The 18,465-nt window shown below is 69.0% G+C and carries 19 protein-coding genes; 11 read left to right on the forward strand and 8 right to left on the reverse strand.

Annotated features, from left to right (window positions below; all coding sequences use genetic code 11):
* Positions 1-67 precede the first annotated feature (67 nt).
* The 5 genes from OG474_RS36880 to OG474_RS36900 all read left to right on the forward strand — a co-directional run bounded on the left by OG474_RS36880 (position 68) and on the right by OG474_RS36900 (position 2,860).
* Entirely contained in the window at positions 68-394 is a 327-nt protein-coding gene (locus OG474_RS36880; RefSeq protein ID WP_405058274.1) for a hypothetical protein, read from the forward strand.
* Positions 395-473: 79 nt separating this feature from the next.
* Positions 474-1,142, forward strand: a complete 669-nt coding sequence (locus OG474_RS36885; RefSeq protein ID WP_405058275.1) for a hypothetical protein — start codon at positions 474-476, stop codon at positions 1,140-1,142.
* Between the two features lie 29 nt (positions 1,143-1,171).
* Positions 1,172-1,810: a dienelactone hydrolase family protein gene (locus OG474_RS36890; RefSeq protein ID WP_405058276.1), complete on the forward strand. Its 639-nt coding sequence runs from the start codon at positions 1,172-1,174 to the stop codon at positions 1,808-1,810.
* On the forward strand, positions 1,807-2,295 hold the full coding sequence (locus OG474_RS36895; RefSeq protein WP_405058277.1) for a glutathione peroxidase: 489 nt from the start codon (positions 1,807-1,809) through the stop codon (positions 2,293-2,295). Before OG474_RS36890 ends, OG474_RS36895 begins: the two co-directional genes overlap by 4 nt.
* A 79-nt stretch (positions 2,296-2,374) precedes the next feature.
* Positions 2,375-2,860 (forward strand): VOC family protein, encoded by a 486-nt coding sequence (locus OG474_RS36900; RefSeq protein WP_405058278.1) that lies wholly within the window; start codon positions 2,375-2,377, stop codon positions 2,858-2,860.
* Positions 2,861-4,175: 1,315 nt separating this feature from the next.
* Here OG474_RS36900 and OG474_RS36905 read toward each other — a convergent pair.
* Positions 4,176-5,453, reverse strand: a complete 1,278-nt coding sequence (locus tag OG474_RS36905) for an HRDC domain-containing protein (protein WP_405064651.1) — start codon at positions 5,451-5,453, stop codon at positions 4,176-4,178.
* The gene (locus OG474_RS36910) at positions 5,450-6,052 is read right to left on the reverse strand and encodes a DUF3000 domain-containing protein (RefSeq protein WP_132407951.1); all 603 of its coding nucleotides are present in this window, start codon (positions 6,050-6,052) and stop codon (positions 5,450-5,452) included. Before OG474_RS36910 ends, OG474_RS36905 begins: the two co-directional genes overlap by 4 nt.
* A 131-nt stretch (positions 6,053-6,183) precedes the next feature.
* On the opposite strand from OG474_RS36910, the gene hemE reads away from it, so the two are divergent.
* From hemE to OG474_RS36935, 5 genes are read left to right on the forward strand one after another with little or no spacing between them, the layout of a single operon-like run.
* Entirely contained in the window at positions 6,184-7,230 is a 1,047-nt protein-coding gene (gene hemE, locus OG474_RS36915) for a uroporphyrinogen decarboxylase (RefSeq protein WP_405058279.1), read from the forward strand.
* Entirely contained in the window at positions 7,217-7,369 is a 153-nt protein-coding gene (locus tag OG474_RS36920) for a hypothetical protein (protein WP_405058280.1), read from the forward strand. The genes hemE and OG474_RS36920 overlap by 14 nt, the downstream gene beginning before the upstream one ends.
* Positions 7,370-7,408: 39 nt before the next feature.
* The gene (gene hemG, locus OG474_RS36925; protein ID WP_405058281.1) at positions 7,409-8,818 is read left to right on the forward strand and encodes a protoporphyrinogen oxidase; all 1,410 of its coding nucleotides are present in this window, start codon (positions 7,409-7,411) and stop codon (positions 8,816-8,818) included.
* Positions 8,815-9,510, forward strand: coding sequence for a hydrogen peroxide-dependent heme synthase (gene hemQ, locus OG474_RS36930; protein WP_405058282.1), 696 nt, complete (start codon positions 8,815-8,817; stop codon positions 9,508-9,510). The genes hemG and hemQ overlap by 4 nt, the downstream gene beginning before the upstream one ends.
* Positions 9,511-9,539: 29 nt before the next feature.
* Complete coding sequence (locus OG474_RS36935; RefSeq protein WP_405058283.1) at positions 9,540-9,887, forward strand: VOC family protein; 348 nt, start codon at positions 9,540-9,542, stop codon at positions 9,885-9,887.
* Here OG474_RS36935 and msrB read toward each other — a convergent pair.
* The 3 genes from msrB to OG474_RS36950 form a co-directional block, all read right to left on the reverse strand.
* Positions 9,884-10,303 carry a peptide-methionine (R)-S-oxide reductase MsrB gene (msrB, locus tag OG474_RS36940; RefSeq protein WP_405058284.1) on the reverse strand — a complete coding sequence of 140 codons (420 nt, stop codon included), beginning with the start codon at positions 10,301-10,303 and terminating at the stop codon, positions 9,884-9,886. The two genes, OG474_RS36935 and msrB, sit on opposite strands and share 4 nt — an antisense overlap.
* Positions 10,304-10,368: 65 nt before the next feature.
* The gene (locus OG474_RS36945; RefSeq protein ID WP_405058285.1) at positions 10,369-12,759 is read right to left on the reverse strand and encodes a lamin tail domain-containing protein; all 2,391 of its coding nucleotides are present in this window, start codon (positions 12,757-12,759) and stop codon (positions 10,369-10,371) included.
* A gap of 136 nt (positions 12,760-12,895) precedes the next feature.
* Positions 12,896-14,491: a M4 family metallopeptidase gene (locus OG474_RS36950; RefSeq protein ID WP_405058286.1), complete on the reverse strand. Its 1,596-nt coding sequence runs from the start codon at positions 14,489-14,491 to the stop codon at positions 12,896-12,898.
* A gap of 158 nt (positions 14,492-14,649) precedes the next feature.
* Here OG474_RS36950 and ligD point away from each other — a divergent pair, with 158 nt between their 5' ends.
* Positions 14,650-15,720, forward strand: a complete 1,071-nt coding sequence (ligD, locus tag OG474_RS36955) for a non-homologous end-joining DNA ligase (RefSeq protein ID WP_405058287.1) — start codon at positions 14,650-14,652, stop codon at positions 15,718-15,720.
* A gap of 620 nt (positions 15,721-16,340) precedes the next feature.
* Here ligD and OG474_RS36960 read toward each other — a convergent pair.
* From OG474_RS36960 to OG474_RS36970, 3 genes are all read right to left on the reverse strand, one after another.
* Positions 16,341-16,736 carry a hypothetical protein gene (locus OG474_RS36960; RefSeq protein ID WP_405058288.1) on the reverse strand — a complete coding sequence of 132 codons (396 nt, stop codon included), beginning with the start codon at positions 16,734-16,736 and terminating at the stop codon, positions 16,341-16,343.
* Between the two features lie 118 nt (positions 16,737-16,854).
* Positions 16,855-17,610 carry an SDR family oxidoreductase gene (locus OG474_RS36965; protein WP_405058289.1) on the reverse strand — a complete coding sequence of 252 codons (756 nt, stop codon included), beginning with the start codon at positions 17,608-17,610 and terminating at the stop codon, positions 16,855-16,857.
* A gap of 71 nt (positions 17,611-17,681) precedes the next feature.
* The gene (locus tag OG474_RS36970) at positions 17,682-18,464 is read right to left on the reverse strand and encodes an SURF1 family protein (RefSeq protein ID WP_405058290.1); all 783 of its coding nucleotides are present in this window, start codon (positions 18,462-18,464) and stop codon (positions 17,682-17,684) included.
* Position 18,465 lies beyond the last annotated feature (1 nt).

Genomic DNA, 18,465 nt, shown 5'->3' on the forward strand with positions numbered 1-18,465 from the left:
CTCGGCCTGCAGCGCCGAGGCCGGCGCTACGCTGCCGCGAGCATTCACCGATCAGGGGAGGATCACCATGGCCGAGGCCCTACCAGCGACAGCGGTTGTCCGGGTGTCCCGTGGGACCTTTGACCCGGGCCGGTTCGCCGAGGTCGACGCCGTGACCGCGAAGACGGCGGAGTACCTGGTCCCGGCCATCAAGGCGCTCCCGGGTCTGATCCACTACTACGCGGCCGTCTCGCCGGAGGGCTCGGTCGTGCACGTCAGCGTCTGGGATTCGGCGGATCATGCGGCGCAGATGAGCGGGCTGCGGGAGATGGCCGTCGTTGCGCGCGGGGAGATGGAGGCGATCGGTGTGACGTTCACCCCGATCGTCAACTATCCGGTCAGCTGGACCATCTGACGCCAGTTCAGCCAAGCCGTGGCGTCCGGCCGGGAATCGGCGCATGCTGAGACGACAGGTACTCATCGGGAGCTGTTCTATGAACAACTTTGAGCTGTCAGTCCCCGTTCTCAGCCGGGGGAAGCACCGCAATCCGCGCAAGGGTGCGTGCTTCATGGAGTTCGCCTCGTATCTGGCCGGCGAACCGTGGTCCGACCATCCGGGGTGTACGCACGCCTTGCTGGCGGGGGTGGCTCGCGACGTCAACGACTGCACGTCGGACGCCGGGCGGACTCGCCTGGCGCCGCTCATCCCGTCGGTGATCGGGCTGACGCCGGATGACCCACACGTCGTACCGCGGGTGACCGCGCGGTGCATTCAGCATGCGCTGCCGGTGGTTTCACAGGAACGGCAGTACATCCTGGCCGTCGCGTTGCTGGTGGGGGAGCGGCAGCTGGCCCTGCTGGACGGGCGGCCGCTGGACGACCTCGAGCCGGCCTCGCGCGACGTACTGGAGTCAGTCCCCTCCGCCACGAAGTGGGCGCGGTCCTTCACCGCGCGGGCCCATCGCGGTACGCCGGACTTCGCGCGCCGGACCGCTCCGCGCGCGGTGTCCTGTGCCGTGGAGGGCATCTCGCAGGCCTGCGTGCCGAATCCGGACGAGCGGTTGTTCGACCTGTTGACGGCGGCGATCGAGGAGACTGCGAGCTGGGTCCCCGGACCCGTGGAGCAGCCGGTTCGGCGGGAGGTCGTACCCTTCAACGTGTGACTTTGGAGATCGACACAGGTTCAGGTTTGATGCCAGTGCACGAGTGGGGGGACGCTGATTCGAGCGCGCCCGGAATCCTGCTCCTGCAGGAGATCTTCGGGGTCTCGCCGTACATCGAGCAGCGTGCCGCGGAGCTGTCCGCGCTCGGGTACTACGTGATCGCGCCCGAGGTCTACTGGCGCCTCGACGGCGTCGACCTGGACGACGAGGACGCTCCCGATCTGCTCGAACGCGCGATCGGCACGATGCAGCGGCTCGACTGGGACCAGGCGGTCACGGACTGCGTTTCCGCCCTGGAGTACCTGCGCGGCCGCGATCGCCGTACCGGGCTGATCGGCTTCTGCTTCGGCGGTGGACTGGCCTTCAACGTGGCCGCGGTCTCGTCGCCGGATGCGCTCGTGAGCTACTACGGCTCTGCTCTGCCGAACCTTCTGCACCTCGCGCCCGACGTGACCGCGCCGAGCCTGCACCACTTCGGCGACGCCGACGACTACGTCCCGGTGGACGTAGTCGTGCCCGCGCTGGTCGGCGCGGAGGTCCACCGCTACCCGGGCGCCGGTCACGCGTTCGACAACCCCATGCCCGCGTTCCACGACATCGACGCCTCGGCGCTGTCGTGGGAGCGCACGGTCGAATTCCTCTCTCGTAACCTGCAAGGAGCCGCATGAGTCTGTATGACATCCCGCTGACCACTCTGTCCGGTGCGCCGACGTCGCTCGGTGAGTACAAGGGCAAGGCCGTCCTCGTGGTGAACGTCGCGTCCAAGTGCGGCCTGACCCCGCAGTACGAAGGCCTGGAGAACCTGCAGAAGACCTACGAGTCGCGCGGCTTCACCGTCCTCGGTGCGCCCTGCAACCAGTTCGGTGGCCAGGAGCCCGGCTCCGCCGAAGAGATCGACACCTTCTGCTCCACCACGTATGGGGTCACCTTCCCGATGCTCGACAAGCTCGAGGTGAACGGCGACGACCGCCACCCGCTGTACGCCGAACTCACCCAGACCACCGACGCCGCCGGCGAGGCAGGTGACATCCAGTGGAACTTCGAGAAGTTCCTGATCAGCCCCGAGGGCACGGTCGCTGCCCGCTTCCGCCCGCAGACCACGCCGGAGTCGGAAGAGGTCGTCTCGGCGATCGAGGCTCAGCTTTCGCGGTAATTTTTTCAAAGAAGTAGGGGTCACAAGCTGTCCTGTTCTGCTCCTAGCGTGGTGAGTACCAACCATGAAGGAGCAGGACATGACTGTGAAGTGCATCCCCGACGGCTACCACTCGGTGACCCCGTGGATCATCGGCCGTGACACCGCCGGCCTGATGGACTTCCTCGCCGCCGCCTTCGGCGCCGAGGACCTCGGCGGCCGCGTCGTCGACGACGAGGGACGCATCGGTCACGCCGAGATGCGCATCGGGGACTCTGTCGTGATGATGTTCGACAAGCCCAACTGGACGCCGACCCCCGCGTTCCTCCGGCTCTACGTTCCCGACGTCGAGCTCACCCTGAGGAACGCCGTCGCCGCCGGTGGCACGGTCGTCACCGAACCCACCCACATGCTCTGGGGCGACGTCGTCGCGCGCGTCAGCGACCCCTTCGGCAACCTCTACTGGCTCCACACCCGCATCGAGCTCGTAGACCCCGACGAGATGACCCGCCGCCTGACCGACCCCAAGTTCGTAGCCGCCATGGCCTACGTCCAAAGCGCCATCTTCGACCCAGCCACCTCATAGTGCGCCGGTCGGGATGCTCCACCACTGTCACTCCCGCTATCCGGTGGAAAATCGTCACGGAGCACCCAAAATCCACCGGATAACGCGACACCCTAGCCCCACAACCACCGCGCCAGCCAGCCCATTGCTGCCGGTATTTGGCAGTAGGTATCGGTGAACCTGTGGCTGGGCGGGGTTTGTGGGTGTTTGCGGGGATCTGCTGTCTCTGGGAGGCAGTAGTTCCCCGCTAAGCCGGGATTTGGCCTGGTGGGGGGCGGCCGGGGAGGTTCCCGCGGTGGTTGAGGTCTTTGTCTAGCCAGTAACCTCCTTCCCGAATGTGCTCGTCCCGTCCGTCCGCTCGGATCCGGCCGGCGGGGTGGGCGGTGGCTGGTCGCCGCTGCGGCCGATGTGCTGAGACGGGTGGCCGGGGCCGGTGCGTGGTTGAGGGGGTTGGCGAGGCCGGTGACCACGGTTGCGGTTGCTTGAGCTTCCGGGCTATGGCTGGGCTGGGCGAGGGCGACGCTAGTGGGTAACTTCAGGTCACTGTTTGGGAAAGTGGCCCGGCGAGTGGCGTCAGTGTGCGATCGGCACTCGAGTGTGGGGTCCGTGTCGCTGGATTTCGATTTCCGGCGACACGCTCCTCACACTCGACGACCCAGCCTTCACGCTTACTCTCAGCCAGCTGACCGGGCGGCGCCAACCACCGCGGCGGGTCAGTTACCAAGCCTCCTGATCCTCGGCGGCAACCACAACCCGTTAACCACAGGCAACCGGGGACCGCGGTCACCGACCGAACCATCCCCCTCAACCACGCACCCGCTCAGCCACCCGTCTGAGTAACACCGGCCGCAGCGGCGACCAGCCACCGCCTAGCCCGCCGGCCGAATCCGAGCGGTCGGATGGGACGAGCACCTTCGGGAAGGAGGGGTTCCTGGTCAGACAAGACCCCAGCCACCGCGGCGCCCAGCCACGCTGTCTTTCAGATCGGCCGGTCGCAGCGAGCAACCACAAGCCCACGGCCCCCGGCCGAGGACTTTCGGCCCGCACCCAACAGCGCAGCGGACCTGTGCCACTGACCAACATGCTCCGCAGGCGGTTTCGGGCTGCGGTTGAGCGTGCCGAGGTGGACCAAGCAGAGGTTGATCAGTGGGGGCGGTCCGCGACAGCCCACCCGACCCAGAGCCGGAAACCCCCGGCGACGCGCAGTTCGACCGTGGCCTCGCCATCTACCTCTGCCACCACGGCGGCTAGCCGTGCTGTCTGGTCGACGCGTGAGGGAGGTGGCTTCGCTCGACGGCCGCCGGTGCGCGGTTGGGCGTTCGGTGGGTGAGCCGGGTTAGTCGAGGTTGGTGGCTGGTTCGGTGGCTATGGCGTCGGTGAGGACGGGGGCGGTGAGGGCGATCTGCCAGTCTCGGGCGTGGTGGTCGCGGAGGAAGGTGGAGACGGCGGTGAGGTCGGCGTCCGCGGGTGGGGTCCAGGCGAGGCGGCGGATGGTGTCGGGGGAGAGCAGGTTCTCCGTGGGGAGGCGGTGGGCCTCGGCGATCTCGGAGACCGCGGTGCGCGCGGCGGAGAGGCGTGCGGCGGCGTCGGGGTCGCGGTCGGCCCAGGCGCGAGCCGGGGGCGGGCCGTCGTACCGGGGGCCCTGCTTGGGGAGTTCGGTGTCGGGGAGGCGGCGGGCGTGATCGATCGCCTCCCACCAGGTGCGCATGTGGCGGTGTGCGCCGCGCCCCTTGAAGGCGGTGAGCTTTTGGAGCGTGTCGCGGTCGGTCGGCATCGCGGCCGCGGCCTCGACGATCGCGGCGTCGGGAAGGATTCGCCCGGGGGAGATGTCGGCGGACGACGCGATCTGGTCGCGGGCCTCCCAGAGCGCCCGTACGACGGCCAGGCTCCGGCGATTGCGAACCCGGTGCATGCCCGAGGTCCGGCGCCAGGGATCCGGCTTCGGCTCGCGCGGGGGTGCGGACAGGATGGCCGCGAACTCCTGCTCGGCCCACTCCCACTTGCCTTCGCGGCGCAGTTCGGCCTCGATGGCATCGCGGAGCTCGATCAGCATCTCGACGTCCAGAGCGGCATACACGAGCCAGGGCGCGGGAAGCGGACGGGTGGACCAGTCGGCGGCCGAGTGCTCCTTGCGCATCCGGTAGCCGAGGACCTCGCTGACCAGTGAGGCCAGGCCGACCTTCGGGTAGCCGAGGAGGCGGCCGGCGAGCTCGGTGTCGAAAACCTTGCGCGGGACCATGCCGACCTCGGCGAGGCAGGCCAGGTCCTGGTTCGCGGCGTGGATGATCCACTCCGCATCGACGATCGCGTCACCGAGAGCAGACAGGTCGCCGAACGGGATCGGGTCGACCAGCGCGGAGCCGGAGCCCTCGCGGCGCAGCTGGACCAGGTAGGCCCGGTGCGAGTAGCGGTAGCCGGACGCGCGCTCGGCGTCGACGGCAACCGAACCGGTGCCGGCTCGGAAGGCTTCGATGACTTCGGTCAGCGCCGGGTCGGTGTCGACGACCTCGGAAAGGCCGTCGCGTAGCTCGAGGAGCGGCAGTTCCACGACCGGCCCGTCCTGGACCGGCTCAGCTTCAACTGGCGGCTGCTGCTGGGGGTCGGCCTGGCTCATCGGCCCCGCTGTCCACGCCGGGTCGGCATCGCGACCACCCCCGGCGGCACCGGCGGCAGTCCGGCCGCCGTACACAGTGTTTCGCCCCACGCCTCGGCGTGCTTGGTCACGTCGACCAGTCCGCCGGGGCCGGGCACGGGGCTCCAGGACGCGCGGATCTCGATCTCCGCCGTCGCGTCGTCGTCGGCCATGCCGCCGAAGCTCTCCGAAACCACGCGGGTGACGGTACCGCTCGGGGCCAGATACTCCGCACCCCGATCGGCGAGCGCCTCCATCAGCCAGGTCCAGCCCACGCCACCGAGCAGCGCGTCCGTCACCATCTCCGGCTCGACGGCAGCGCGCACATACGCGACACAGCGGAAGGTCGACTGCCAGGCGTCGTTCCCGGCCGGGTCGTAGAGGACGACGAGCCGACCGGTGGCGACATCGTCGCCGTCGATCGTCACATCGGCGCTGACCGCGGCCGCGTGCGGAGCGATCCGCTGCGGTGCCGGCATCTCCTCGACGAATACTTCGGGCCGGAACCGGGCACCGCGCAACTGCGTCACGGCCTCGGCAAACTCCGCGGGTGGCGCGTCGACCTGCTTGCGGGCACCCATGCTTCGCAGCCTACGACTGATTACGCACCGACGCTGCTCTCGACGCGCCGGTAACCAAGCGCGAGCGTCGTCAGAACCGGCACCGGTCAGGCCCGGAATAGCTGTTCGGTGGAGCGTGGGATCATTTCCGTGTGCCTTCGACGCCTGCCAGTTCCCCTTTCCTGCTCGCCGCTCGCGGAGAGCCCGGTCCGCACACTCCGGTGTGGTTCATGCGCCAGGCCGGCCGGTCACTGCCCGAGTACCGCGCGGTCCGGGAGGGGACCACGATGCTCGAGTCCTGTCTGCGGCCCGACCTCGTCGTCGAGATAACGCTGCAGCCGGTACGCCGTTACGGCGTCGACGCGGCGATCTTCTACTCGGACATCGTGACGCCGCTGAAGTCGACCGGCTTCGGGGTGGAGATCAAGCCCGGAGTCGGCCCGGTCGTCGCGGACCCGATCCGCGACCTCGCCGGGGTGGAGGCGATCCGCCCGGTGACGCCGGCCGACGTGCCGTACATCACCGAGTCGGTGCAGGAGCTGGTCGCGCAGCTGGGCGAGACCCCGCTGATCGGATTCGCGGGCGCGCCGTTCACGGTGGCGTCGTACCTGGTCGAGGGCGGGCCGAGCAAGGACCACGCGAAGACCAAGGCGCTGATGCACAGCGACCCGAAGCTGTGGCACGCGCTGGCCGACCGGCTGGCCGAGGTAGCGATCGCCTATCTGACGGTCCAGGTCGAGGCGGGGGCGTCGGCGATTCAGCTGTTCGACTCGTGGGCCGGTGGACTGTCGCCGCGCGACTACGAGCGGTTCGTGCAGCCGCACTCGGCGAAGGTCTTCGCCGCGCTCTCGGCGTACGACGTACCGAAGATCCACTTCGGGGTGAACACGGGTGAGCTGCTCGGTCTGATGAGCGACGCGGGCGCCGACGTGGTCGGGGCCGACTGGCGCGTGCCGCTGGACGAGGCGGCTCGCCGGATCGGCGGCACCAAGCCGGTCCAGGGCAACCTCGATCCGGCGCTGCTGCACGCCGGCTGGGAGGTGCTGGAGGCCGAGATCGACCGCATCCTCGTGGAGGGTCAGGCCGCGCCCGGTCACATCTTCAACCTCGGCCATGGCGTCCCGCCGGATGCCGACCCCGAGGTCCTCGGCCGCATCGTGAAGTACGTCCAGACGAAGTCTGCACGTGCTGCTCTCTGAGTACGGCGTCACCCTCGAACGACCGACCGCGGACCACGCAGACGAGCTGCTCGCCTTCGAACGCGACAACCGTCAGTACTTCGCGGCCTCGATCGCCGACCAGCCCCAGGAGGCGAGCAGCCGGGCGTACGGTCGGTGAGAGACCGCAGGTGGCGTACGTGTTGAGCTTGGAGGGCTAGTGAGCCGGGTTGTTGTGGTGGGCGGCGGCATCAGTGGACTGGCTGCTGCGCACGCGTTGGCGAGTGGGCCTAATCCGCCGCGGATCACGGTGCTCGAAGGGTCGCCGCGGTTGGGCGGGAAGCTGGCCGGTGCCGAGGTCGAGGGCGTGCCGGTCGACCTCGGCGCGGAGTCGGTGCTGGCTCGGCGGCCGGAGGCAGTCGACCTGATCAAGGCGGTCGGCCTCGCGGACCAATTGGTGCATCCGGCAACGACCTCGGCGGGGCTGTGGGTCGGCGATCGGATCCGGGCGATTCCGCCGACGGTGATGGGCGTTCCGGTCGACCCGGCCGCCGCGGCCGACGTACTGGGGACTGCCGCTGCTGAGCAGGTCGCGCGTGAGGCCGAGCTGCCGCCGCCTGCGTTGACCGAGGACGTTGCGATCGGGCGGTTCGTTGCCGAGCGGATGGGATCGGCGGTCACCGAGAAGCTGATCGATCCGCTGCTCGGCGGCGTGTACGCGGGCAAGGCGGACGAGATCTCGCTGGCCGCCGCCGTACCGGATCTGTACGCGAAGTTGCGGACAGCCCCGAGTCTGCTCGCCGCCACCGCCGAGCTGCGCGAGCTCGGTCAGAAGCGCGCCGGTCAACCCGTGTTCGCCGGCCTCGTCGGCGGCATCAACACGCTGATCGCGGCGTTGGAGAAGGACCTGCTCGCCCGCGGCGTGGTCATTCAACGACAACTCGCCGTACGGCGGATCACCCGCACCCCGGACGGCTACACGCTGGAAGCCGGCCCGGTGCCGGCCCCGACGTACCTGACCGCCGATGCCGTGATCGTCGCCACCCCGGCCGCCCCAGCCGGCCGGATGCTGGCCGAACTGGTGCCGACGGCATCGACCGAGCTGGCCGCGATCGAGTACGCGAGTATGGCGATCGTCACGCTCGCGGTCCGCAAGAGCGACTGGCCCGAGGCCGCCACCGGATCGGGATTCCTGGTCCCGTCGGTGGAGCAGCGCACGATCAAGGCCGCCACCTACTCACACGCCAAGTGGCAGTGGTCGAGTGACGCCGGGGGAGACCTCGCCGTACTGCGGACCTCGGTCGGCCGCCTCGGCGAGGAGTACATCGTGCAGCGTTCCGACGACGAGCTCGTCCGCCTGGCCGCGGCCGATCTGAACCGCGCCGTCGGCCTCCAGGGACCGATCATCGGCTCCCTCGTCAGCCGCTGGGGTGGCGGACTTCCCCAGTACGCCGTCGGCCACCTCGACCGCGTCGATCGAGTGGAAGCGGCCGTGGCCGAGGTCCCCGGTCTCGAGGTCGCAGGCGCGGCGTACCGGGGTGTCGGGATCGCGGCCTGTGTGGCCTCGGGTGTGAAAGCGGCCACCCGGGTGCGTGGTTTCACCGATTCATTGGAGAGAATGGCTCCGTGACCGAGAAGCCGAAGGCGCGCGAGCTGAACAATGTGATCCGCTACACCATGTGGTCGGTCTTCAAGGTGGAGACCCGGCTCGGTGACGTGGACCGCGACGAACTCACCGCCGAGCTGAACGAACTGGTCGGCAAGCTGGCGGCCGATGACGTCGTCATCCGCGGCTTCTACGACGTCGAGGGCCTCCGTGCCGACGCCGACTTCCTGGTCTGGTGGCACGCGCCGACCTCGGACGCGCTGCAGAAGGCGTACCACGCGCTGCGCCGGTCGCGGCTCGGTCGGCACCTCGCGCCGGTCTGGTCGCAGCTCGCGCTGCACCGGCCGGCCGAGTTCAACAAGAGCCACATCCCGGCGTTCCTGGCCGACGAGGAGCCGCGCGCGTACGTCTGCGTGTACCCGTTCGTCCGCTCCTACGAGTGGTACCTGCTCCCTGACGAGGAGCGCCGGTTCATGCTCGCCGAGCACGGCAAGATGGCCCGCAGCTACCCGGACGTGCGGGCGAACACGGTCGCCTCGTTCGCGCTCGGCGACTACGAGTGGATGCTGGCGTTCGAGGCCGACGAGCTGCACCGGATGGTCGACCTGATGCGCGACCTGCGCGCGTCCACCGCCCGCCGGCACGTCCGTGAAGAGGTGCCGTTCTACACCGGCAAGCGGACCGAGCTGGGCGAGCTGATCGCCAACCTGGCGTGATACACCGCAAGGCGTTCCCGGTGCTCTACGTGAGCAACGTGCGCCGCTCGGTCGAGTTCTACGCGCTGCTCGGCTACGAGATGACATATCAGTTCCCGCTCGAGGGCGACCCGCACTACGTCGGTCTCGAGCGCGGCGACTCCTCGTTGGGGATCGCCGACTCCAACTGGCCGGAGGCCCAGCTCGGCATCACCGTCGGTACGGCGCCGCGCTTCGAGCTCTTCGTGTACGTCGACGACGTCGAGGCCGAGGTGGAAGTGTTCCGGAAGGCCGGCCACCCGGTACTGCAGGAGCCGGCCACCATGCCGTGGGGCGAACGCCAGGCCTACCTGGCCGACCCCGAAGGCAACCCGGTAGCCCTGGCCACGCCGATTTAGGCTTCCGGCTCCAGCACCAGGCTCACGCTGTTGATGCAGTAGCGCTGGTCGGTCGGCGTACCGTAGCCCTCGCCCTCGAACACGTGGCCCAGGTGGGAGCCGCAGTTCGCGCAGCGGACCTCGACCCGCTTCATGCCGAGGGTGGTGTCGGTGATGTATTCGACCCGCTCCTCGGCCAGCGGCGCGAAGAACGACGGCCAGCCGCAGTGCGAGTCGAACTTGGTCTCGCTCCGGAACAACTCCGCGTCACAGGCTCGGCACTTGTAGACACCGACGGTCTTGGTATCGGTGTACTCACCGGTGAAGGGCCGCTCGGTACCGGCCTTGCGCAGCACCTGGAACTCCGCGGGGGACAGCTGCACCTTCCACTCCGCGTCAGACTTCTGTACGGCGTACTGCTTGGTGGAATCAGTCACAAGCCCAGTATCGGTGGTCAGGGCAAGAAAACCCCGTCCTGACCACCGACGTAAGGCTCACGAAATCAGTGGATCCATGACGGCAGTGGAATGACGCGCACCACCTGCGGGTCGTGGTCACTGATCTGGTCGGGGAACTCGGCGTTCATGTGCACGACGTCGTACGTCGAGGCCGGCTGCAGGTTCTTCGAGATCAGGATCTGGTCGAGGATCTGGCTGTTGCCCTCGAACACGTAGCTGTAACGCTCCTTCAGCGGCAGCGTCCGGGGCATGTCGATCAGCGCGGTCTTGCCCGAGCCGACCAGGATGTCGGTGGTCTCGGAGAAGTCGAAGTCGTTCAGGTCACCGAGCACGATCACGTTCGCGCCCTTGTCCTTGGCGAAGATCCCGTCCACGAAGGACCGGACCGCCTGCGCCTGCTCGTGCCGCTTGGGAGCCGACGACTGGACCGGCGGCTGCGTCCGGCCCCAGAGCGGGTTGTCGCCGCCCTTGGAGCTGAAGTGGTTGACCACCACGAACAGGCTCTGGCCGAGCCAGGTGAACTCGCCGGCCAGCGGCACGCGGGTGGCGGCCCAGGCCGGGTTGGCCGGGTCGACGCGGCCGGGCGAGGCGCTCAGGTGCGGGCGGCCGAAGCGGTCGGTGGTGACCGTCGTCGCGACCGCCGAACCGCCGCCGGCCCGGTCGACGAACTTGACCGGCTTGTCGGTGCGGTACAGGAACGCGACCCGGATGTTGCCACCCGGCTCGCCACCCTCGGCGTTGTTGACCGGGTCGATCTGGCGGTAGGCGTACTTCGGTCCGCCCGCCTTCACGATCGCCGCGGTGAGCAGGTCGAGCGTGACGTTGGCGGCCGTCGTACCGGAGTTCGTCGCACCGTCGTTGTCCTGGACCTCTTCGAGCCCGATGATGTCCGGCGCGGCGAGGTTCTTGACCACGGCCTGGGCGAGCCCGTCGAACTTGGCGTCACCGTCGGACGGGTCGAGGTTCTCCACGTTGAAGGTCGCGACCGACACCTGCAGCAGCGACGAGGCCTTGGTCGCCTCGCGCTTCACGCCACCGTCGATGACGGTCGGGGTGGTGGTCGGCAGCAGCTTGAAGTTGCCGAACGCGTAGTCGACGACACCGGCGACCGTGCCGGCCAGCTTGTCACCGGTCTTGGCGTCCGGGATCGGTACGAGCAGGTCGTCCAGCAGGATCCGCTCGGGGTTGCTGTCGGTCTTCTGCAGCACGATGCCCCCGCGGACGGTCCGCACGCCGGCGCCGGCCGGTACGACGGACAGCTCGCGGAAGGAGCTCGTCGGGCCGGTCACCTCCGGCTTGTTGATGCCGGTCCACATGCCCTCGAGCGACTCCCAGAAGTCCAGGCCGTCCTGCGCGGGGTCGAACGTGCCGGTGGTCTCGACATCACCGGACGAGTCGTTGTCGATCACCGTCGACGGCGGCACCCGGCCACCCGGACCGACGATGGTCGGAGCCGGTACGGCGGCCGTGCCGGTCACCGTGATCTTCGCCTGCGTGAGCTCGGTCGTGGTGAGGTTCGTGACCCCGCCCGCACCGCCGGGCCGGAACTCGGCCACGGTGCCCTGCACGGTCACCGCGTCACCCACGGAGACGGTCGGAGCGGAGCTGGTGAAGACGAACAGGCCCTCGCTGGTCGCCGGGTTGTCGTCCGGCTGCGGGTCCTGGAACCAGAAGCCGTTACCGCTCTTCGCGATGACCACACCCGTCACGTTGCCGACGACCTTGCCGGCCAGCGGCGACAGGTGCGCGGCGCCCTGGACGTCGTGGATCTTGGCGTCGATCGGGTCCGGGTCCGGCGGCGTCGAGGTGAGCGCCTTCGGCGTCGGCGCACCCTCGGCGAACTCGGTGCCGTTGTTGTCGGCGTCGGTGGTCGGCACCTTGCGGGTGTCCGACGTGGTGTTCGACGTCCCCGGGGCAGCGCTCGTCTCGAAGTCGTTGGCCGCGCCGTACCCGACGAAGTCGATCACGCCGGGCGCGGTGGCGCAGCCGGTCGCGCAGCTCAGGCTGGTGGTTGAGGAGACCAGTGCGACCTTGCCGGAGGCGGCGGACATGTTCACGCTGCCGGTGGCGTCAGGCGTCGGCAGCGGCTGCCCGTTGGCGCCGCCGGACGCGCCCTGGGCGAGGTAGACCCCGCCGGGTGCGATCGATCCGGTCAGAGTGATCTTGTTGGTCCACGAGGTGCCGGCCGCGGAGGCGTACTGAATCGTCCATCCGGTCAGGTCGACCGGGGCGGAGCTGTTGTTGGTCAGCTCGACGAAGTCGTTCGTGTACGGCGCCCCGCTGTTGCCGCCACCGCCGTACACCTCGGTGATGACCACCGAAGTGGACGCGGCGCCCGCCGGTACGGCGCTGACGACAGCCGCTCCGGAGGCGATAAGTGTGGAAGTGATGACCAGAGCGCCCAGGCGGCGTCGTGGTCGGATTTGGGCAGACATGTCGCGCAGTCTCACACCCGGACAGGTCCCCGCCAAGGTCCAATACGTGAACACCTGGTTGTTGCCCACGAGGGCACGGGGGATCATTCGCCGGTCCTGCCCGCCCCAGTGGGACAGGACCGGCGAAATCACCTGTTTAGTTGACGCTGACCGCGGTCCAGGCGGCGGCGACGGCGGCACGCTCGGGGCTGCTCGCGCCGTACAGGTCGGTGGCCGCGTTCAGCGTCGCGGTCCGGGCCTGGGCGTAGTTGGTGCTGGTCGTCATGTAGACGGTCAGCGCGCGGTACCAGATCTTGCCGAGCTTGTCGTGACCGATGCCCTGCAGCGTGGAGTTGTTGCAGGTGGTGCCGTTGTGCGGCAGGTTGCCGATGGTCTTGGGACCGGTGCCCTCGGCGAGCAGGTAAGCGAAGTGGTTCGCGACCCCCGAGGAGTAGTGGACGTCGAGGTTGCCGACACCGGACGACCAGCAGTCTGCGGACTTGCCGTCCTTGCTGGGCTGGTCCAGGAAGCGCAGCGCCGGGCGGTCCTTCATGATCCGCTCGCCGATGTAGTAGTCACCCGGGTCGGCGGCCTTGTTCGAGTAGAACTCGACCAGGGTGCCGAAGATGTCGCTGGTGGCCTCGTTCAGGCCGCCGGACTCACCGGAGTAGGTGAGGTTGGCGGTCGCCGAGGTGACGCCGTGGGACATCTCGTGGCCGGCCACGTCGATCGAGACCAGCGGGCCCGCGACGACGTTGTCGCCGTCGCCGTACGTCATCTGCTTGCCGTCCCAGAAGGCGTTGACGTAGTTCGAGCCGTAGTGCACGCGGCTCGGGACGCCCTTGCCGTCGTTGAAGATGCCGTTCCGGCCGTGGGTGTTCTTGTAGTAGTCGAACGTCGTCGCGGCGCCGTAGTGGGCGTCGACAGCGGCGCTGGCGCGGTCGGCGGTGGTGCCGGTGCCCCAGTGGTTGTCGGCGTCGGTGTACTTGGTCGGGACGATGCAGCCGATGCCGAGCAGCTGGCACAGGATCGACTCGGTCTTGTTGTTCGCGTCGCCGGTGAAGCCGTTGCCGCGGGCCGGGTCGGTCAGCGTGAAGCCGCCGGTCGCCGGCGTGGTGTCGAGCGGCACGGTGCCGGAGTACAGGCTCTGGCCGTCACCGGTCGCGGTCTCGATGTGCTGCTCGCTGATCAGCTTCGCGCCGGTCAGCGCGTCCACCGTGGTCGTGATGTGGCTCGGCGTGCCGTCGGCCTGGGTGCCGGTCGTGGTCACCAGGTAGGCCAGGCGCGGCGTGCCCTTGCGGGCCTCGATCACCAGCGCGGGCTTGCCTTCGGCCTGCTGGCCCTTGGCGAGCGCCTTGGTGGTGGCACTGGCGACGCTGACCTTCGGCGTCCGGTCGACGTTCGCGCTCTTGGTCAGGGTCACGCTGGCCCCCTGCCACACGCCTTCGTCGCTCTGGTGGACGACGACGTCGCCACCGAGGACCTTCAGCCCACCGATCGTCCGGTCCATCCGCACGTGGGTGGCGCCGCTCTTGTCGACGATCACATCGCGTACGGCGAACGCGTCGGCCGGGGTGGCCTTCAGCGCGGCGAGGTTGTCCCCGATCGCGGCCTTGGCCTGGGCGACGGCGGCCGCGGGACTGGGGACGGGGGCTGCCGTTGGCGCACCGGTGGCGGTGGTGGCCGACGTCAGCCCGAGGGCGGTGGTGGTCGCAACTGCGGTGGCAGCGGCGAACAGGGCGGATCTGTTCATCCTCGCGCTCCTTGTCGAAGCGTCCCGGGGGCCTCACGCCCCAGGAACGAAGTGCGTGTACGTTACCGCCCAGTTACCGGACGTGGCCAGGGTTGACGAAAAGTTGCCTTTCCGGTGTTTTCCCGAGGTTTGTCGGCGCCGCGCGGTAGCGTCACCGCATGGCGGCGACCAAGGCGATCGAGCTCGAGATCGGCGGGCGGCAGGTCCGGGTGAGCAACCCGGACAAGCCGTACTTCGCGGAGCGCGGGCTGACCAAACTCGACATCGTGAACTACTTCGTCGCGGTCGGCGACGGCATCCTGGGCGCGCTCCGGGACCGGCCGACCACGCTCGAGCGCTGGCCGGGCGGCTGGTTCGAGGGGGCCAAACTCTCGACCCGGGCGGACAACCGCGGCGACGCGTTCTACCAGAAGCGGGTGGCCAAGGGCGCGCCCGAGTGGGTGGAGACCGCGACCATCAAGTTCCCCAGCGGCCGGCCCGCCGACGAGGTCTGCCCGACCGAGCTGGCGGTGGTCGCCTGGGCGGCCAACCTGGGCACGCTGACCTTCCACCCCTGGCCGGTGCGGCGGCCGAACGTCGATCACCCGGATCAGCTGCGGATCGACCTCGACCCCCAGCCGGGGACGGATTTCAAGAGCGCGGTCGCGGTCGCGCCGGCGCTGCGCGAACTGCTCGCCGAGCACGGCCTGGAGGGCTTCCCGAAGACCTCAGGTGGCCGCGGTCTGCATGTCTACGTGCCGATCGAGCCGCGCTGGGACTTCATCCAGGCCCGCCGTGCGGTGATCGCGCTCGGCCGCGAGCTGTCCAAGCGGCTCCCCGACCAGGTCACGGTGAACTGGTGGAAGGAGGAGCGCGGCGAGCGGATCTTCATCGACTACAACCAGATGGCCCGGGACCGCACCATCGCCTCGGCCTACTCGGTCCGTCCGAACGCGCGCGCCCGGGTGTCCGCGCCGCTGCGCTGGGAGGAGCTGGACGACGTCGTACCGGACGACTTCGATGTGCTCACGATGCCGGCCCGGTTCGCCGAGGTCGGTGACCTGCACGCCGCGGTCGGCGAGCAGGCCTTCTCGCTGGAGTCACTGCTGGAGCTGTCGGCCAAGCACGAACGCGACCACGGCGAGGCCGACCTGCCCTACCCGCCGGAGTATCCGAAGATGCCCGGCGAGCCCAAGCGCGTCCAGCCTTCCAAGGACAAGGACCGCCCGAAGGACGACCAGCCCGATTGACGAGTCGTCCCATCCCACGCCAGCACCACACCACTCCCTCACAGCTCGCTGCAAGCTCCTACCCAACAGCATCCGCCCGCTGGGGTGCTCGAATCCGCAGCAACTGCGTGCTCTGCGCGGATCTACTGCCGCTGGGAGGCAGCAGATCCCCGCAAACCCACGTTCCGCGCGCTGGCATGCGGCCGGCAGCGCACGCGGTAGTTTGCCCGCCGCCGCGGCCGGCGCCAACGAGCGGGTGGCGGGCCAATCCTGTGGCTGAGGCGGATGGCGAGGTCGGCGACCGGGTGCCGGTCGCCTAAGCTTCCGGGCTTCGGTTGCGGTGCAGAAAAGCGAGGGGATCTCCCCGCAAGTTGACCCTTCTCTGCTCAATATTTGGGCAGAGAAGGGTCAACCTGAACGGATATCCACTGAAATTCCGCAAGGGGGAACCTCGACCGCCGACCTTGCCATCCCGCCCAGTTACGGGCGGGGTTTGGGTAGGCGGGGGAAGCGGCGTCGGGAGGGTGGGGGTGGGAGGGCGCCGGTGGCTGCGTCGGTCAGGAGGGAGTTGATGGTTTGTTTGGCGCAGGTGCGGTTGGTGCCGATGCCGCCGGAAGGCCCGCGTTTGATCCAGCCGACGGCTAGGCGGTGCCGTCCTTGTACACCGGGTGGTAGTCGGTGCTGCCGTTGACCTTCACGACCCAGACGCGGACCTTGGTTCCCTCCGGAATGTCGCCGCTGGCCCAGCCCGAGCAGTAGTCGGCGGGGTGACCGCGGGTGCTGACCTTGCGGTCGATGTCGCCGTCGCGGCCGATGTCCAGGCGGACCTCGATTCCCCACCCGTCCGCCTTCATGTCGCACGCCTCGATCGAGTCCCCGGGTGCGCCGTCGCCCGGGTCCTGCTGCCAGGACCCCCAGCCGCCGCCCTCGTAGGCACCGTAGCTGAACGACGCGGCGTTCGCTACGCCGCTCGTGGTGACCACCAACGCAAGGGCGCCGAGCAGGACGCCGGCCGTCCGGATCTTGGTTCGTCGCATGGATCAGTTCCTCCCAGGGGGCGAATGAGGCTGTTAGAAGATAACAGCGCCCCTGTGATCTATGCGAGTAATTACCAGGAACTGGTGGGAAGATCCCATCCCTCCGGGGGAATGCGGTCTAGAACGTGCGGAGGGCGCCACCGTCGATCGGGATGATCGCGCCGGTCAGGTAGGAGGCGGCGGGGGAGAGGACGAACGCGGCGACCCGGCCGAACTCGTCGGGATCGCCGTACCGGCGCAGGGGGATGGTCCGCTCGGCGCTGCGGCGGGCCACCTCGGGGTCGCCGCCCTTGCCGTCCAGCTCCTTGAGCCGGTCGGTCGCGATCCGGCCGGGCAGCAGGCCGTTGACGCGGACGCCGTTCGGTCCGAGCTCGTCGGCCAGGGTCTTGGCGACCATGGCCAGGCCGGGGCGCAGTCCGTTCGAGATGGCGAGGCCCGGGATCGGGGACTTGACCGACGAGGAGAGCACGAAGGCGATCGACGTCCCGTCCGAACCAGCTCGGGCGACCGCCTTGGCGATCCGCAGCCCGCCGAGGAAGACACTGTTGAAGGCGGCCTGCCAGTCGGCCTCGTCGGAGTCCAGCGCCGTGCCGGGCTTCGGCCCGCCGACGCTGATCAGAGCACCGTGCAAGGCACCCCACTTGGCGATCGCGGTGGCGGCCAGCCGCTCGGCGCTCTCCGGGTCCGCGTTGTCGACGGGGATGCCGACCACGTTCTCCCCGAGCTCGGCGGCGGCCCGGGTGATGTTCTCCTCGCTCCGGCTGGAGATGACGAGCCGGGCTCCGTCGGCGGCCAGGGCCTTCGCGGTGGCGAAGCCGAGGCCGGTGCTGGCACCGGTCACGATGTAGATGCGGTCGCGCAGTCCAAGGTCCACGGCACCATCCTGCCTCACCACCGCAAGCTCCGCACCTCGACGGTTCGTGGCCGACGGCAAGCGTTCGGGGCTCAGTCCGGCGTACCGGCGGGTTCTGGTACGTCGTTGCGCTCGGCAACAACTTCGCCGGCCGCGTTGGTGGCCGGACGGCGGGTGAAGTAGATCAGTCCGCCGACCGCGAGGATCGCGAACAGGAACCATTGCAGCGCGTAGAAGAAGTGCGGTCCGCTGTCGATCTCCGGCCCGGGGAACTTCCCGAACGAAGGGTCGTTGGCCGGCACCTGGCTGTTCACGGTCAGATAACCGTCATACAGGTCCAGACCAAGCGCTTTCGCGTACTCCGGCCCGTTGATCAGCCGCGCGGTCCCGTTGTCCGGCGTACCGCCGTTGGTGTGCCCACCACGCTCACTGCGCTGCAGACGCCCGGTGACCGTCACTTCACCAGCCGGTACGGCGGGGATGGCGGTCGGGGCCAGCTCGGCCGCCTGGCGGGGCAGGAAGCCACGGTCGACGAGAACTGCTTTGCCGTCCGGAAGGACGAGCGGGGTGACGATTTCGAACCCGGGCCGGTCGCTGACATTTCGATAGCGGAGAACTATCTGCTTCGAGGCGTCGAAGTGGCCGGTGACGACCGCGGTCCGCCAGGCGTGCTGGTCGCCGATGACGGCCTGTGGGCCGACGATCTGGTCGAGTGGCGCCGGTGGCGCGGCGAGATTGGAGCGCGTCACGCCGTTGCGTTCCTCGCGGTCGTGCAACCGATGCAGTTGCCAGCGGCCGAGCTGAACACACACCCCGGCGAGAACCAGAATTGTCAGCGCGGCGCCGAGCCAGCGGACGTTCATCAATCGACGCACA

Source organism: Kribbella sp. NBC_01505, from assembly GCF_045040285.1.
Classification (GTDB): Bacteria; Actinomycetota; Actinomycetes; order Propionibacteriales; family Kribbellaceae; genus Kribbella.